General features: G+C 54.8%; 13 protein-coding genes and 2 pseudogenes. 10 read left to right on the top strand and 5 right to left on the bottom strand.

The window, feature by feature from the left end; genetic code table 11:
* Positions 1–9: 9 nt before the first annotated feature.
* Positions 10–714 carry a GntR family transcriptional regulator gene (locus tag PH552_RS08910; protein WP_112341660.1) on the bottom strand — a complete coding sequence of 235 codons (705 nt, stop codon included), beginning with the start codon at positions 712–714 and terminating at the stop codon, positions 10–12.
* Positions 715–943: 229 nt separating this feature from the next.
* Here PH552_RS08910 and PH552_RS08905 point away from each other — a divergent pair, with 229 nt between their 5' ends.
* The 6 genes from PH552_RS08905 (at position 944) to PH552_RS33745 (ending at position 7,007) form a co-directional block, all read left to right on the top strand.
* Entirely contained in the window at positions 944–2,050 is a 1,107-nt protein-coding gene (locus tag PH552_RS08905) for an ABC transporter ATP-binding protein (protein WP_285165857.1), read from the top strand.
* Positions 2,051–2,052: 2 nt separating this feature from the next.
* A complete protein-coding gene (locus tag PH552_RS08900; protein ID WP_285165856.1) occupies positions 2,053–2,952 on the top strand; it encodes an ABC transporter permease in 900 nt (299 codons plus the stop codon).
* A 97-nt stretch (positions 2,953–3,049) separates the two neighbouring features.
* Positions 3,050–3,802: an ABC transporter permease gene (locus tag PH552_RS08895; protein WP_285165930.1), complete on the top strand. Its 753-nt coding sequence runs from the start codon at positions 3,050–3,052 to the stop codon at positions 3,800–3,802.
* A 44-nt stretch (positions 3,803–3,846) separates the two neighbouring features.
* The gene (locus PH552_RS08890; protein WP_483315487.1) at positions 3,847–4,917 is read left to right on the top strand and encodes an extracellular solute-binding protein; all 1,071 of its coding nucleotides are present in this window, start codon (positions 3,847–3,849) and stop codon (positions 4,915–4,917) included.
* A gap of 669 nt (positions 4,918–5,586) precedes the next feature.
* Entirely contained in the window at positions 5,587–6,486 is a 900-nt protein-coding gene (locus tag PH552_RS08885) for a HEPN domain-containing protein (protein ID WP_285165855.1), read from the top strand.
* 86 nt (positions 6,487–6,572) lie between these two features.
* Positions 6,573–7,007, top strand: a complete 435-nt coding sequence (locus PH552_RS33745) for a transposase (protein WP_350223712.1) — start codon at positions 6,573–6,575, stop codon at positions 7,005–7,007.
* Positions 7,008–7,117: 110 nt separating this feature from the next.
* Here the strand turns inward: PH552_RS33745 and tnpA are convergent.
* The 3 genes and pseudogenes from tnpA to PH552_RS08865 form a co-directional block, all read right to left on the bottom strand.
* Positions 7,118–7,559: pseudogene (tnpA, locus tag PH552_RS08875) on the bottom strand (IS66-like element accessory protein TnpA).
* Between the two features lie 106 nt (positions 7,560–7,665).
* Positions 7,666–7,904, bottom strand: a pseudogene (locus PH552_RS08870) (IS66 family transposase); the annotation flags it as partial.
* A 202-nt stretch (positions 7,905–8,106) separates the two neighbouring features.
* Entirely contained in the window at positions 8,107–9,465 is a 1,359-nt protein-coding gene (locus PH552_RS08865) for a class I SAM-dependent methyltransferase (protein WP_285165852.1), read from the bottom strand.
* A gap of 994 nt (positions 9,466–10,459) precedes the next feature.
* On the opposite strand from PH552_RS08865, the gene PH552_RS08860 reads away from it, so the two are divergent.
* The 4 genes from PH552_RS08860 to traG all read left to right on the top strand — a co-directional run bounded on the left by PH552_RS08860 (position 10,460) and on the right by traG (position 15,414).
* Entirely contained in the window at positions 10,460–11,182 is a 723-nt protein-coding gene (locus PH552_RS08860) for a winged helix-turn-helix transcriptional regulator (RefSeq protein ID WP_285165851.1), read from the top strand.
* Between the two features lie 250 nt (positions 11,183–11,432).
* Positions 11,433–12,692 (top strand): 8-amino-7-oxononanoate synthase family protein, encoded by a 1,260-nt coding sequence (locus PH552_RS08855; RefSeq protein WP_285165850.1) that lies wholly within the window; start codon positions 11,433–11,435, stop codon positions 12,690–12,692.
* A 75-nt stretch (positions 12,693–12,767) separates the two neighbouring features.
* Positions 12,768–13,220, top strand: coding sequence for an SMa0974 family conjugal transfer regulator (gene rctB / locus PH552_RS33830; RefSeq protein ID WP_483315486.1), 453 nt, complete (start codon positions 12,768–12,770; stop codon positions 13,218–13,220).
* Positions 13,221–13,500: 280 nt separating this feature from the next.
* Positions 13,501–15,414: a Ti-type conjugative transfer system protein TraG gene (gene traG, locus PH552_RS08850; RefSeq protein ID WP_285165849.1), complete on the top strand. Its 1,914-nt coding sequence runs from the start codon at positions 13,501–13,503 to the stop codon at positions 15,412–15,414.
* Positions 15,415–15,533: 119 nt separating this feature from the next.
* Here the strand turns inward: traG and tnpC are convergent.
* On the bottom strand, positions 15,534–16,177 hold a 644-nt coding region (gene tnpC, locus PH552_RS08845), incomplete at its 5' end, for an IS66 family transposase (protein ID WP_285165848.1).

Raw genomic sequence — 16,177 nt, 5'->3', positions numbered from 1 at the left:
CATAATTATTCAGCGACGAGAGAGATTCCTTTGATCGCGGTCTGCGCTCATTTTTTTCATCTGACGAAATCCATCACGAATGTCGCTCTCGATGGCTGCGCGTGCAGCATCGGCATCCTTTTCAACAAGCGCCTCTATCGCGTTACGGTGATTGCGAGCACCGTAGCGCGTCTCGGAAAATTCCGGGTAGAGGCCATTAAATGACGCACCAACCCGCAGCCACAGAGTCTCGATCACCTGTAAAAGATAGGGCATTCCGCTGAGACGATAGATCGCGAAATGGAACTCCTTATTATGCCAAAGGGTGTCAAAATAACGCTTTTCATCCAATGCGGCGTCAATTTTCGCCTGAAGTTGCTCAAGTTCATCGATCGTTGCCTCGCTTGCGGCCTTGACGGACAGCGCCGCCGCAAGCCCCTCTAGGGCCAGACGCATCTGCGTAATCTCCTGGAGATCCGACAATCTTAAGTGGGGAACGATAACGGTTTTCGGGCCAGAATAAATGAGCGCACCATCGATCACGAGGCGGTTAATGGCGTCACGAGCGGGCGTCGTGCTGACATCCAGCATTTCCGAAACCGCACGAATTGTGAGCTTATCTCCGGGGGAAAAAGCGCCTCGGATCAGTCGTTCCTTCATGTTGTGATATGCCATTTCGCCCAATCGATTGGGCTGATGCTGATGGTATCCTTCGTCTTCCGATACGTTTTCCATTGAAAATTCCTCTAATTTCCTTTGACAAATGTTCATTTTGTTGCAACAAAAATGAAAAGCGACGTGCTTGCAAACATTATGTGACATTAAAGTCATAGCACTTTCGCAAATTTCCGTCTTCCCAAAGTTCGACGCGGGAGCCGGATCAGAAGCCAAGCGATCGGTGAACAACTCGCGACGCCGTCGCAAACGAACACGTTTCACAACGACAACAATAAGGAGAGGAACTTTGATTGGTGAAGCACTTACGCTGCAAGCGCTTGAAAAACGATATGACACATCGCTTGCTGTGGATGGCATTTCACTGGCCATTCGGGCAGGTGAATTCCTGTCGATCCTTGGTCCTTCGGGCTCCGGCAAGACGACGCTACTCACGATGATCGCTGGCTTTGAGAGCCCGAGCAACGGCCAGATAATGATCGGCCGTCGCGACGTTACCTATATGGCGCCAAATAGGCGCAACATCGGTATGGTGTTCCAGCGCTATGCCCTTTTTCCGCATCTGACGGTGGCAGCCAACATCGCTTTTCCGTTGCGCATGCGCCGAATGGACAAAGATCTCATCAGCCGCAAGGTGGAGGCGGTACTGGCGCAGGTACATCTCGACGGCTATGGCGATCGATATCCCCATCAACTCTCTGGGGGTCAGCAGCAACGCGTCGCCGTCGCTCGGGCAATCGTCTTCGAGCCGCCCGTTCTCCTTATGGACGAACCACTTGGGGCCCTCGACAAGAAACTGCGCGAGGCGTTGCAATTGGAAATCAAGAGCTTGCAGCAACGGCTTGGGGCAACCGTCGTCTATGTGACGCATGATCAGGAGGAAGCACTCACCATGTCTGATCGCGTTGCGGTGGTGGCAGAAGGCCGGTTGGCTCAGGTGGGATCGCCGCTCGATCTCTACCGTTCGCCTGTCTCGGCCTTTGTCGGAGACTTCATTGGTCGCATGAACTTTCTCGACGGCGAATATCTCGGTCAAGATAACGGGAAGCACATGGTACGGCCAAAAGGGGGCAACGTCGTTGCTACGGCGGCTGCCGAAGACGGAGCCAGTCCATTTGCCTCTCGCCAAGCTGTCAATATCGCGGTTCGCCCCGAACGGTTGTCGTTAGCGCCGCATGGTCGCGACCGCGGCGCCATTCTGACGGGCACCATAGACGCAACCGTTTTCGCCGGTTCGTTTTTCCTCTTCTTCGTGCGAACCCGGAACAGCGATGACCGTTTGCTCCAGATCCAGATGCCCGTTGGGCATGTGGCGGCAGGCCTTCATCAGGGAGACTTGGTTGACGTTATCCCAGAGGCGAACGCCTTACGGCTGTTTGCAAAAGCGGGGGTCTAATCATGGCGTCATCCTTCGCGAGACAATCGACCGGCACTTTCCGCCGCGGGATCCTCACAGGGTCGGTCCAACATTATTCGCCACTATTGGCCATCTTGCTGATCCTGCCGCTGCTCCTCCTCTTGGCGGGAGGCTTCGTCTACCCGGTGGCCAGACTTATCGGCATCAGCCTTTCCGGAGAAGCTCCGCTTGCCCCCTACCAGCGTGTCTTCGACAGTCCACTTTATATTCAGGTCCTACTTAGAACCTTCCGCATCGCGGCGATCGTAACCGTTGCCTGTTTTGCAATCGGTTATCCGACCGCCTATGCAATCGCGCGCATGCGCGGCAAGTTGGTAAAGCTCGGAACGGCATGCTTATTCATTCCGCTATGGACCTCGGTGCTTGTCCGCTCCTATGCCTGGATCGTGCTGCTAGGGCGCAACGGCATCATCAACGACGGGCTGATCCAGCTCGGTGTTATCTCGACACCGCTGAAAATGCTCTATACGGAGGGCGCTGTCATTCTCGCGATGACGCATGTGCTGATGCCCTTCATGATCCTGCCGATCCATTCTGCCCTGCGTTCTGTGCCGAGCGCGTATGAGCAGGCGGCACGAAATCTCGGTGCCAGCCGGATCGCCGCCTTTTGGCGCGTGACCTTTCCACTTAGCCTATCCGGCGTCTTCGCCGGCTGTGTGATCTGCTTCATTCTCGCCATCGGCTTCTACATCACCCCCGCCCTAGTCGGTGGACCCGGCGCGCTGATGATGGCAACCCTCATCGGCCAGCAGACAATCGTCCTTCTGGATTGGCCGTTTGCGGCCGCCCTGTCAGTCATCCTGCTCAGCACGACATTACTGCTGGTGCTGCTCTTTCGCCGCGCGCTCTCTTTCAGCAAAGGTTTGAACAGTGTCCATTGAATCTCAACCCTTGACGCAGCGATTGACAACATCGTCATCCGACGCCCGGCGGTTTCGCCCGATCTGGTCACGAGTGGCACGACACGCATCCAATCTGATGATTGCGGCGGTGCTGTTCTTTCTCGTCCTTCCGACGCTGCTGGTGATACCACTGGCACTCAGCAACGCCTCCTATATCACGTTCCCGCCGCAGGGGCTGACCCTGCGCTGGTTCAAAGCGTATTTGTCCGATCCCGACTGGCTGCGCTCGACCATTTTCAGCCTACAGATCGCCGCAGTAACCACAGTGGTAGCGACGACCATCGGGACGATGGCAGCGGTTGCTCTCGTACGTGGTAATCTACCGGGCAAGGCACTGCTGCAGGCCCTCTGCCTCGGGCCGATGATCGTGCCGGCAATCGTCTTCGGCGTGGCGCTCTATCTGGTCTTCTCACCTTTACAAATGACAGGAAATCTGACCGGATTCGTCCTTGCCCATTCGGTGCTAGCGGTACCTTTTGTCGTTATCATCGTTTCCGCAGCGTTGGAGAGAATGGACCCGTTGCTGGAACTGGCGGCCTTGAGCTGCGGAGCGGGGCGGCTGAGAGCCTTCTTTGCCGTGACACTTCCCAATCTCGCGCCGGCCGTGGCAACGGCCGCGGTCTTTGCTTTCCTGACCTCCTTCGACGAAGCGACGGTGGCATTCTTCATCTCTGATACCGGCGGGAAGACGATCAGCAGGAAAATGTTCGAGGACATCGATTTCAACCTGACGCCTGTCATTGCCGCCGTCTCGGTCATCATTGTTGCCGTTTCGCTGCTTTTGATGGGCTCCATACATCTCCTGAACAGCCGCCGGGAGCAGCAATAGCGGCAAAACACCGCTGTAGGCGGGACAACAAGAGGGAAAAATTGATGACAATAAAAGCAGCCATCCGGCTGAGCGGCATTGCTATGTTTTGCGCAGCCATTCTTCTGGGAGAAACTCCCAATCCAGCACTTGCCAGTGAGCAGGTCGTGATCGCCACGACCGGCGGCGCCTATGATGCGGCGTTACGCAAATGGTGGTTCGAGCCGTTCACCGCTAAGACTGGTATCCAGGTCGTTTCGGTAGCGGCAACCAACGCGGAGATGCGCGCCAAGGCGACCGCGATGGTGAAAACCGGCAATGTCAGCTGGGATCTCTATCCGGATGGAGAAATCCAGGTAAGCTCAAAGGATCATCTCGCGATTTCCGAACCGCTTGACAGTTTTTGCACCCAGTTTAGGGACCGTCAGGATCTCGTTCCCGATGCCTGCATCCCGGCCGGCGTGCGGCTGTTTTCGACAGCCACATTGATGGCCTACGATCCGCAAGCCTTCAAAGGCAACCAGCCGGTCACCTGGGCGGACATGTGGGACACTTCAAAGTTCCCGGGCGGACGCTCGTTTCCGAATTTCGACGATCCGTGGCGAGTCATGGCGGCTGCCCTCTTGGCAGATGGGGTCAAGCGCGAGAACCTGTTTCCGCTCGACGTCGATCGCGCCCTCAAGAAGCTTGACGCATTGCGGCCGTCCATCGCGCTCTGGTGGAAAACCGGGGATCAGAGCGTCCAGGGGTTCCGTGAGAGCGATTACAGCATCGGACAAATCTGGCTAACGAGGGCAAGCGCGCTTAAGGCGGAAGGCCGTTCAATCGCCTGGTCGAACAAGGCTGCGTTTCTGGTAGGCGATCGTCTGACGGTTATTAAAGGGGCGCCCAATCGCGACAATGCTCTGAAACTCATCGCCTTCTGGTTGGATTCCCCGGATATCCAGGCCAAGGTGTGCGAGGCATTATTGTGCACGCCACCTAGCAGCGCGGCGATTATGATGATGCCGCAAGCAGTTCGCGACCAGATGCCGAGCGCCGAAGACGTGCGCGACAGTATCGTCATTCCAGATGCCAAATGGATCAACGATCATGCCGCGGAGTTACTGGAGCGATGGAACAACTGGGTTCGCTAAAGCAGGATGGCGACGTGAAAACATAGTGCATGATCATACGGTGCCACGACCTTTAGAAGATGAGTGTTCAGCGATCGTTCATTGAATGAACGCTTGACGCCCACGCACCCCAATACATCTCCGCAGGAGGTCCGCCTGCGAGCAGTAACGCTCGAAGCTGGGCGGGCCTCTCTTGGCTAATGAGGTGGAAGATTGGAATTTCGCTGATGATAGCCTCGACCGCAGTGACCGCGCCTGCGGTCCTAGTGTTGAATCCCACGCCAAATGCCTCGGCCTGCAAAAGCGTCGAGACAATTCACGGCTGGATGCCCAAAAGACTCCGGTGAACGGACATTTCGCAAACACATAAGCGCCTGCAGTCTTTGAGGAGACAACGTCCGCAAGCTATTTGGTCTTTAGGTGCGGCATTTAAAGATGAACCACCACCTTCATGCTCAGAAGTCAAACTTGACTTCTCATTTGCTATATAAGAACATAAAGAGAACATTCGAAGCGTACCTGACCTACACAGAGCAAGCCATTGAACAGAGACCCTCGAAACGAGAATTCGATCGAAGGTTGAAAGATCTCTTCCGCTACGTTATCCGGCTGGCGTAGAATCAATATCGGACTGGCATTGTAAACGGATCGTACCTAGAACTGGAATCATCAGAAAGGGTTCTGCTCTCCATGAAGTTCAGCCTCGATCATCTGCCGGAACGCAAACGACTGGAATTGTCGCGAATTGTCGAGATCGTGCATGAGGAATTCGAGGATGCGCTGAAGGAAGGTACGGCCGATTTCAAGAAGAGGGGGCGTATCCTCAAGATCATTCTTTTTGGCTCCTATGCTCGTGGCGATTGGGTCGATGAAGAGCATACCGGCAAAGGCTATAAGTCCGACTACGATCTGCTGGTGATCGTCAACAATCGCAAGCTGACCGACTTCGGTTCATACTGGCGCAAGGCGGCCGACCGTTTTCCCCGTATCGTCAAGCCGCCAGTCAGCCTCAACGTGCATTCGCTCCGCGAAGTCAACACTGCATTGAAGCTGGGCAAATATTTCTTTAGCGAGATCCGTCGCGACGGCATCGTTCTTTATGAACTCGATGACGAAGAACTCGCTGAACCGAAGCCGCTCACTCCAGCAGACGAGTATCGCGCCGCCCAGGAGCATTTTGAAAACTGGGGCCCGGGTGCGTCGAATTTTCTCCATCTCTCGAGAATGGCCATTGACGGCGGCATGCTCAAAGAAGGTGCGTTCCTACTTCACCAAGCCATCGAGCGCACCTACTCCACGTTGTTGTTGACACTGACCAGCTACAGCCCAGCCTCGCACAACCTCAACCACCTGAAGACGCTTGCCGAGGGCCGCGATCAGCGACTTGTAGAGATCTGGCCACAAGATCGGCAACGCTATACTGCCTGGTTCAACATCATCAACCAAGCCTACGTGAAAGCCCGCTATTCCGAGCATTTCAAGATCACCGAAGAAGCGCTCGTCTGGCTTGGCGAACGTACGGACGCGCTGCAGCAGCTGGTAAAAGCGATTTGTGAGGAGCATATCGAAAAGCTGCGGAAAAAGCTTTGAGCGCTGCGGGCGTTCGCTGACCGACCTTCTTACCGCCGGTCGCGTGTCGCTATCTTTCACAAGCGGACAGGCCTTTCCACGTAGCGATGGAGCGAGATCGCTCATTTCGCCATGAGACATGCGGAGAATCCTATGAGCGGCATTGTGAATCAGACCCCGGGGCTTTTGAGGTTTTGACGGCTAAATCAGTCCAGACGCGACGCAAACCAAGACACTGGCCGGACGAAGAGAAGGCTCGTCTGGTTGCCGGGACCATGCTGCCGGGAGCGAATCTATCAGCGATTGCCCGTGGTGAGGAGCTAGATCCTTTCCAGCTTTACAACCGGCGTCGCAAAGCGGTCGCCTCGGGATCGATTGCTCCGCTCTCGAAGTCAGTTCATGTGCAGGTGCGGTTTGCACAGGTCGACGCGGTTGCACGTCCACCGGTGGAAATCGTTGTACGCGACGTGGTGGTACGTGTGATCGGAGATGCCGAACCGGATCACCTGACAAGGATCATCTCGGCGGTCCGGATGGCTTAGATTGCCGTCCTCCAAGCACTCCGAACATATGCCGCTCAACCGGCAGGCGCGCATCTCCGTATGCCCCGTCGAAAGCCAGACCTTGGCCCCTGTTCCCATCGGAAACGGATTCACCGCAGTGCCTCCAGTCCGCGCAGGATACGAAGCAGCGCTTCAACGTCGACATCGCGTCCCACGATCACACGGCGACCATTGGCGCTGACAACCTCCATAAGCCCACTTTGTGCCGTCGAAGAATTGGTCGGCGCAACAACCGGCTTGGCTGGCTCCGGAACCAACAGTGCAGGAATAAACCCTTCACTCCCTCGGCCATTGCCCAGCCGTCCCTCGCGAGCTGCTTTACGCCAATCGTTCAACTGAAAGCGTGTGATCCCATGTCGGCGAGCTGTTGCCGTGACGCGGGGCGGAATAACTCTCCGCAACGATCGCAAGCTTCGCCTCGTTGCTGAAACGGCGACGCCGCCCGCTATCCACAATCTCCATACGGCTCACTTGCGGCCGTTTCTCTATCGGCAAATCCACGCTTCTCACACTGGCTATATTGACGTCCATATAGAAAGATCATCAAATTCCGCTCACTTCTCAGCAAGGCGGTCTTCCCCGGATGCGTACCGCTTACCCGTGCATGCACCCAATAATAGGCGAGCTGAATGTCGGGACCCACGCAATCGGCGGGTGTCGAACGGCCGAGATCGATACCCTGTCGGCTCATGATCTGGGCACGCCGGTACAGCGGCAGTGGCCGGCTTACTTGGACACCAGCATATGCACGACGTCGCTTCTGTCGGCAACCCGGCTTGGATCAATCGAGCCGGTGCCGGCGCTTAGGTAGTGCCGTCGGTGCAGGCACGGCACGCATATTTTGGGACGGCGCGTGATGACCCGAAATGCGCAGGGAGGCGAGTATGCCCTTGAAATCCTTGACGGGTTCAACGGGACAATCCAAGCGGATGCCTGCGGTGGTTACTCTCACCTCACCACGTCGGACCTGATAGGTGGCGATCCCTTAAAGCCGGCCTTCTGTTGCGCGCAGGGGGCGTTTCCGAGGCATTTTTCGCGTTGCGTTGGTATCACAAAATGATCAATTGAGAAAACATTCCTATTCGGTAGGCGTTCCCAAACACAAATGTTGCAGAATAGCCTTATAAGAGCATTCGAAGTCGAGCTGTTCATAAACTAGTTTAAGGTCACTTCTGTCAAACATTACATCGTATTCAGCAATCTCAAACTGTTGCTCATTAAATCCATTCATTAATTCGCTTATGTAAGTCGGATCATCAGGCGAATATTTAGCGGGCTCGCGCAGAAGAACTATTGCCCCCCCGGGCCTCAACAAGCCGGACATAATCTCAAGCGCTTCAACAATGTCTGCAAAATGATGCAAGGCGGCACTGATGACAATAACATCAAAGCTCCTAGGCCTAAGTGGAAGATCGAACATATCTGCGGCGATAAATACACTATTTTCGAATGCTATTTTGTTGATCTTCTCGAACATCAACGCGCCAAGCTGCACCTGTGGAAACGCAAGATCGCAGGCCACGACATGTGTATTGGGACGATAATAGCGCAAACTTATCGGCTCATGTCCGCAAGCCACCTCTAGGATTTCCACACTGCGACCTTCGTCCCGCAAATGTTCGAAGGCCATATTAACTGCGTCACTGAAGACCTTGCCGCTGCGTCGAATGTCCTCCTGAAAATCATAATATCCATTATGTGGTGGGGTTACTAGACCAGCTCGCGACGAGCCAGGCTCCTTTACGGTTATCCTCTTGGAAACAAGAGCCTGCTCTTCCCAAGCAACAAACTCCTGAACCAATTTGACTTCCATCTCGTATTCCCCGGGCTGGCTCGGGACCGCGATCCTCAGTGGTACTGTTAAGTCGTGACCGGGGCGTAACGGAATAGGGAAGCGAGATCGGGCACCTTCGATCAAAGTCCCGTCTGTGGCGCGGAGCCAGTAAGACAAATGAAATGGAGTTTGACCTGCCGTTTCGATAATCTCGTCAGATTGATTGCGGACCCTTATCGAGCGATGGGAATCCTGCCCCGCCTCAAAAACCGGATTGAAATAGTCAGTGAGCTTTTTCAGCCTCGATCCAGATTGCGGCAGTCGCACTTCAGAGCGCACACCCTCACCGGCCGCGAGCACGCCCGAGTAACGTTCTAGAATTCCACTAAACTCACCACGAAGTGTGGCATCCTTTAGACAATACCTTAATGCAGTCGCAAATACCTTCTCGACCGCAGATGGATCTATATTATCCAAATGCTTCGATATGATTTCCGCAGTATCGACAAACACGCTCTTTTTCAGAAACAATATTGCATTATTGCTAATAGGAAAGTCCGTTTCGCAACTATTACACCGGATGAAATCGGCACCAGCCGTAAAATTCAACCCAGCGCATTCAACACATTTCAGGCGGTCAAATAGCCAATTCGGCGTTTGCATAGTCAAATGCCTCCCACAAGGTATCCGCATGTGTAAGATGTAATCCCGCCAATGTCGAGGCAAATGGGATTTAGTTAAAGCTGATCAACCTTCTTTACCGCAGCCAGCTGTGTCGCCGTCTTTATCAAGTCAGTCGGCATTTATTAGATCACCATCCCATGCCGCTCCTCTATGTTCGGAAACTTCTTCTATCCGCAATCTCGCCGCTTAGCGTCCAGCTGATATCCGAGCGGCGAGGCGTTACCGAGAGGTATGAAGATATATCGGTTCTGCCCGACCATTTATGGCCACAGGAAATCTAATGCAGTTTTCCCTCTGCGTTTACAGAGTCCGCGCCACTCGAAAAGCCTGTCGCCGGCGTTTCGCCGGCACGTAGCAGGCAAAATACCTCGAACCAGAATTGGGCGTCAGTAGCACGTCCATCCACCTTCGCGCCTAGGGCGCACCAAGCCACAGCAAGCGTGGCATCGGCACCATATGCCGTCTTTGCGACCAAGACCGCGACCGCCGGATCCCTGCCAGACCAAATAGAGATGTCATCATCCGAGGACGGCGCCTCGCGATATTTTGATGTATCCGTAAAAGCCATAGGAAGCTCTCCCGTGAATGTCCGGCACGGGACGAAAGTTGGCCGGACTTTGTTCTCACAAGTGAGTCACGACCGCGGATGCCGCATATGCCGTGTGATCCATGGCCACTTCCTATTTTTATCTCAACATACACCAACGTTGAATCTTGGACGAGCTGAACGAACTCGTTTGCGAAGCGCCTCCTTTTTGATGCAACAAAATTGTGATTGAACAAATACCATTTTCTCTCTTTACGTGCAATGCGAATTTGTGACAGGTAAAATACAGCGCTTTTCAGCGAAAGCAGGCAAGATCGCAATTAGTAGGTGTATTTTTGTTGCGTCAAAATACCGAAAGGTTATGCGGAATCTTTGCCCCTCTCATCGTCCGCGTGCTGCGGCCCACTGATCGAAAGGTTATTATCAATGAAGCCACTCATCCTCATTTGTTCCAAGGATTACGAATTCTACCTTCTGCTCGCCCAGATCCTCAACATGACAGGTTTTGAACCTTCACTGGTGGAAGGAGCGGAGGAAGCTCTCGCTGGTGTGAAATCCCATGATTTGGTGGCCTTGATAATAGACTATCATAGCGACGCCTTCCGTATTGGCGATCTTGTTAGCCAGATCAAGGAGGCACTGGCCGACAAAACACCACCGATCGCGGTCTTCGTGGGAGCAGGCAATCAGCAACTTTATCTCGAAGTGCTCAAAACTGGCGTAAGCGAGATTTTCATGCGCCCCTTCAACCCAGACCGTTTTCTATCTTATCTGTCAGACTTATCGCCAGACGAGAGTGCGAAATCTTGCATGAAAAGAACCTCCGGCAATACGCTTATTTATGCGGAAATCACGATGCACCTCGATAGCATGCGCGTGGATTGCGATGGCATGGACGTCCAACTCAGTCCAATCGAATTTCGCCTTCTTCAGCATTTTCTACAAAAACCAGGCTACGTCTTCAGCCGAGACGCTCTCATCGAGGCTGCATGGCCGCAAGGTACCTTTGTGGAGCCCCGCACCGTCGACGTTCATGTCGGGCGCCTTCGGCGGGGCATGCGGCGCGTGCTAGGTCGCGATATTATCCGCACGGTGCGGGCCACCGGTTATGCGCTCGATGAGCGTCAGAATGCAGAGCGGGCTTCGTAAGAACTGAGATCACCGAGAAACTCCGTTGAGCATCAATGTGACATTCCGCCTGCTGTGTTTATCAAGCCTTTCGTTTTCGAAATATTGGCGTCACAGAACCTTCAGACAATATTACCGAAACGATCGTTGTTCGCGGACCCATTCCACGGCAATAAAATAGCATCGCGTCGCCAATGAGATGCGATGTGCTGCAGCAGATGTCCATTGTCTGCTGTGTCGCTGTTCCGCTACCAACAATTTGGATACTCCCATGAGCGATGATCATCATTCGCCCACCGCTACGGCTGTGTCGCGATCCTACCGCAATACACTCAGCGTGATCGTTTCTGCCGATCAAAACCTTGCTGCGGCCGAACAGGAGGGAGTGATGGCGCTCTACGCGGACCCGGATAAGGATCGTTCGGTCCTGTTGCCCACTGTGCGTCAGAAGAGAAAAGTGATTGACTTCGTTCGCTGCTCCTATTTGGGCCTCGACAATCATCCGCTTATCCTCGAAGGCGCAATAGAGGCCGTGCAGCGATGCAAGGCACTCCATTGGTCCTGCGCAAGAACGAGGCTTAATTTCAGCCTGTTAGGCGAACTGGAAGAAGCTCTCTCCGACTTATTTGCGGCACGGGTTATAACCTACACGACCGTCCTCGCCGCCAATATGGGAGCTCTACCGCTCCTCGCCTCCGGATATCTCACTGATAATAAAAGACCGACGGTCGTTTTTGACCGATTAGCGCATGCGACGCTTGCGTTTCACAAGCCGGTAGTCGCCAATGAAACACCGGTAGAAACGATTGCTCATAACGATCTGAACGCACTTGAGGATATTTGTCGACGCAATGATCGCGTAGCCTATGTGTGCGATGGCGTTTATTCCATGGGCGGCAGCGCTCCTATTGCAGACCTCCTAGCACTCCAGGATCGGTATGGCCTGTTTCTTTATATCGACGATGCCCATGGCATTTCCTTGTTCGGGAAGTCTGGGGAGGGCTTTGTACGATCACAGGTCGGCGCAGCCCTAGGCGAGCGTACAATTGTTGCCGCATCGCTCGGCAAAGGCTTTGGAGCATCGGGCGGTTTGCTGATGCTCGGTACTCCTCGGCAGGAAGAATTGTTCCGGCGCTTCTCGATCGCCTACGCCTTTTCCGCGTCGCTCAATTTAGCGGCAATCGGCGCTGCTATGGCGTCTCAAGCGCTGCACCGCACTAATGAGCTCAAATTACGCCAGGATGCACTTGCGGATCGGTTAGCTCTTTTCGACAGGATGGTTGCCAGCGAGCAAGCCGGCTCAAAGCTACCAATCCGCACCATAGAGTTCGGCCACGAAAGACAGTCCATTCGTGCCGCGGCCCATATTCTCAACAAAGGCTTCTATACCTCCGCGATCTTCTTCCCCACCGTCGCAAAGGGCAAGGCCGGTTTGCGGGTCTGCCCTACCGCCAGCCACGGCATTCGGGAAATTGAAGAATTGGGACATGCGATCAACGAGGCGCTCGCCGAACGAGGAACAAATCCATGATCGACCCAATCGGCGTCATTCTGACTGACACCAGAAGTTAGCCGCACCGCCAGCTTAGAGGCCGACGAGATCGATATGCTGAAATATTTCGCCGAAACCTACGTTACCTTACCCGATTCCGATATATGGCTTGACCAGATTTGCCATCACGCTGCCGAGCTATGCCCTTCAATAATCTTCAAAGGGCGAGGAAAAAGGTTCGAATGCGAGGAAGGACACGCGATTGTCAGCACTAAGGATATTTTTGCTAAGAGGGCGTGCTCGCAAACTCGGTGTGGTAGCCGATCTACAGTCACCGAAGGAGCCGACAGGTTTCTAGACTTTGGCGACGGTTGCGCCATCATACGGCCAACCAACGATGGTTTATTTGTTCACATTCTCGCCCGAGACCTAGTCATTTTCTACGGAATTCGAACGCTTCTGGAAGGTAGTTTTTCGAAACTGGCGGCTATCTCCAATGAGGCAATCGAGTGGTTCCCTGCAGGTCTTGAACCGCCGCACGTGCCGTCACATGGTAGGGAGCATTAGGCCAGAGATATCGCTGGAGTTAGCAATTGGATTAGTGCCATTCCGGCTCGGCAACCTCGCCGCCCTCGGTTCCTTGGCGCAAACCAGCGGCATCAATTCCGTCACCATGGTCGCGATGTTGCGCGCCTCGCGCGCCGCGCGGCCATCAACCAGAAGATCGAAACCACGCAGACGCCCGAACTGGTCTGGCACAGTGAGTAGATCGTCGGCAGACCAGAAGGACAGTAGTCAAAGTGCCTTATCACGAACCGGAAACACTACCGCCCGAGAAGGCTTCTTCATGGCGCTGAAAGACAGACTACATCCGAGCTCACTTTTCATTTTAGTGCCGATCGCAGTGACAACCCTGACACTCTATATCACTGGATGGAAGTGGCAGGATTTAGCGATCGGCATGCCAACCCGAATCGCCTATTGGTTCTTGCGAGCAGGTCCTCTTCCCAATCTCCTTCTCGGACCCATCGCGTCACTTCTGACGGTTTTGGCATTGCCGCTGCACCTCCGTCCGCCGATCGCTTTTGCGAGCCTTCTTTGCTTTTTATGCGTGACCGGCTTTTACACCCTGCGGGAATATGCCCGTCTAGTTCCATGGGTGGAGAATGGCGTCGCCATATGGAGCGAGGCGCTCACTTATCTCGACGCCTTCGCGGTTACAGGGACCATTCTTGGATTTGGTATTGTCGCACTCTCCGGACGCCTCTCGATTGCAGTTTCCGATCCGATCAAGCGCGCCAAGCGCGGAATTTTCGGCGATGCCGATTGGCTGTCCATGCCGGAACTGGCTAAGCTCTTCCCCTCGGACGGAGAGATCGTCATCGGCGAGCGCTACCGCGTCGACCGTGATCGCGTGCATAAGTTACCTTTTGATCCGAACGATCACGGGACTTGGGGGCAAGGTGGCAAGGCACCACTCATGACCTTCGGTCAGAATTTCGATTCCACTCATATGTTATTCTTCGCGGGCTCCGGCGGCTTCAAGACGACCAGCAATGTCATCCCGACGGCGCTACGCTACAGGGGGCCGCTGATCTGTCTCGATCCATCGACGGAGGTCGCGCCGATGGTTCTCGAGCATCGCGCCCATACGCTCGGCCGCGAAGTTATGGTACTCGATCCCACCAATCCAATTATGGGCTTCAACGTTCTTGATGGAATCGAGAGATCGACGCGCAAGGAAGAGGACATCGTTGGTATCGCCCATATGCTTTTGTCGGAAAGCCTACGCTTCGACACCTCGACAGGCTCCTATTTCCAGAACCAGGCGCACAATCTGCTAACTGGGCTTCTGGCCCACGTGATGCTATCGCCCGATTATGCCGGCCGCCGCAACTTGCGTAGCCTGCGCTTGATCGTTTCCGAGCCAGAACCGTCGGTGCTTGCCATGCTGCGCGACATCCAGGAAAATTCCGAGTCCGCCTTTATCCGCGAAACGCTCGGTGTCTTTACCAATATGACGGAGCAGACCTTCTCCGGGGTATATTCGACCGCATCCAAGGATACGCAATGGCTGTCGCTCGACAATTATGCTACGCTCGTCTGCGGTAATGCATTCAAGTCGAGCGACATCGCTTCCGGACAGAAGGATGTCTTCCTCAACATCCCTGCATCGATCCTGCGCTCCTACCCCGGCATTGGCCGAGTGATCAGCGGCTCGCTGATCAATGCCATGGTCCGGGCCGACGGCGACTTCCGCCATCGGGCGCTCTTCATGCTCGACGAGGTCGATCTGCTGGGTTACATGCGTATTCTTGAAGAAGCACGCGACCGCGGGCGCAAGTATGGCATCACACTGATGCTGATGTACCAATCCGTCGGCCAGCTCGAGCGTCATTTCGGAAAAGATGGAGCGACCTCCTGGATCGAAGGCTGCGCCTTCACATCCTACGCCGCGATCAAGGCGCTCGATACAGCACGCAATGTCTCCGCCCAATGCGGAGAGATGACCGTTGAAGTCCAGGGACGTTCACACAATGTCGGCTGGAGCAATTCCAATAACAGCGCCCGCAAATCCGAAAGCATCAGCCTCCAGCATCGACCGCTGATCATGCCGCACGAAATCACTCAGTCGATGCGCAAGGACGAACAAATCATCCTTGTCCAAGGCCACAGTCCCATTCGCTGCGGACGAGCGATCTATTTCCGTCGCAAAGAGATGGATAAGGCAGCAAAGATCAATCGTTTTGCGAAATTCTAGGCTTTGGGGACAAAGCTGAAGCCGTTGACGAATTCTGCCAAGCAGGGAAAATTCGATGGCCGGTATTTGAGATTTGCGGGCCAATCTGGCAACAACTGTAAGCGCCAAGGCGAGGCCGTTCAGGGCGTGTAGTTCCACGGCATGAGCGAGTGTATTTCGCTGCTGGGCCACCCGTTGGCTATGCGCTCGAGTGTCTGGGTAAGCCAGGCTTGCGGATCGACGTTGTTCATCCTGGCCGTCTGCAGGAGCGTGGCGATTGTCGCCCAGGTCGTGCCACCGCCGTCGCTACCGGCGAATAGGCTGTTCTTTCTCGTAATTGTCTGGGGCCTGATCGCGCGCTCGACGATGTTGGAGTCGAGCTCGATGCGGCCATCGGTCAGGAAGCGTTCGAAGATGACGCGACGCGAGGTGGCATAGCGGATCGCCTCGGCGAGCTTCGATTTGCCAGAGACCCGCGGCAGGGTCTTCTGCCAAAGGTCGAAGAGCTCGGTAACGACAGCGGCGGATGTCTGCTGACGCGCGTCGACACGGGCGTCAGGGCTTTGCCCTCGGGCTGTTTCTTCGACCTGCCAGAGCTTTGCCATCAGCTCCACCGTCTCGGTGGCGATCTTTGAGCTTTCCGAGGCGTGGAGCTCGTAGAACTTGCGCCTGCTGTGGGACCAGCAGCCGGCCAATACCATACCGTCATTGCCGCCGTCAGATCGAGCGAGCTTGTTGTAGGCACCATACCCGTCAACTTGAAGAATACCGCGATAGCCACTCA

The organism is Rhizobium aureum, from assembly GCF_030182495.1.
Taxonomy (GTDB): domain Bacteria; phylum Pseudomonadota; class Alphaproteobacteria; order Rhizobiales; family Rhizobiaceae; genus Rhizobium; species Rhizobium tropici_C.
Note: the sequence above shows the minus strand (reverse complement) of the source record. Positions and strands in the feature narration are given on the sequence as shown.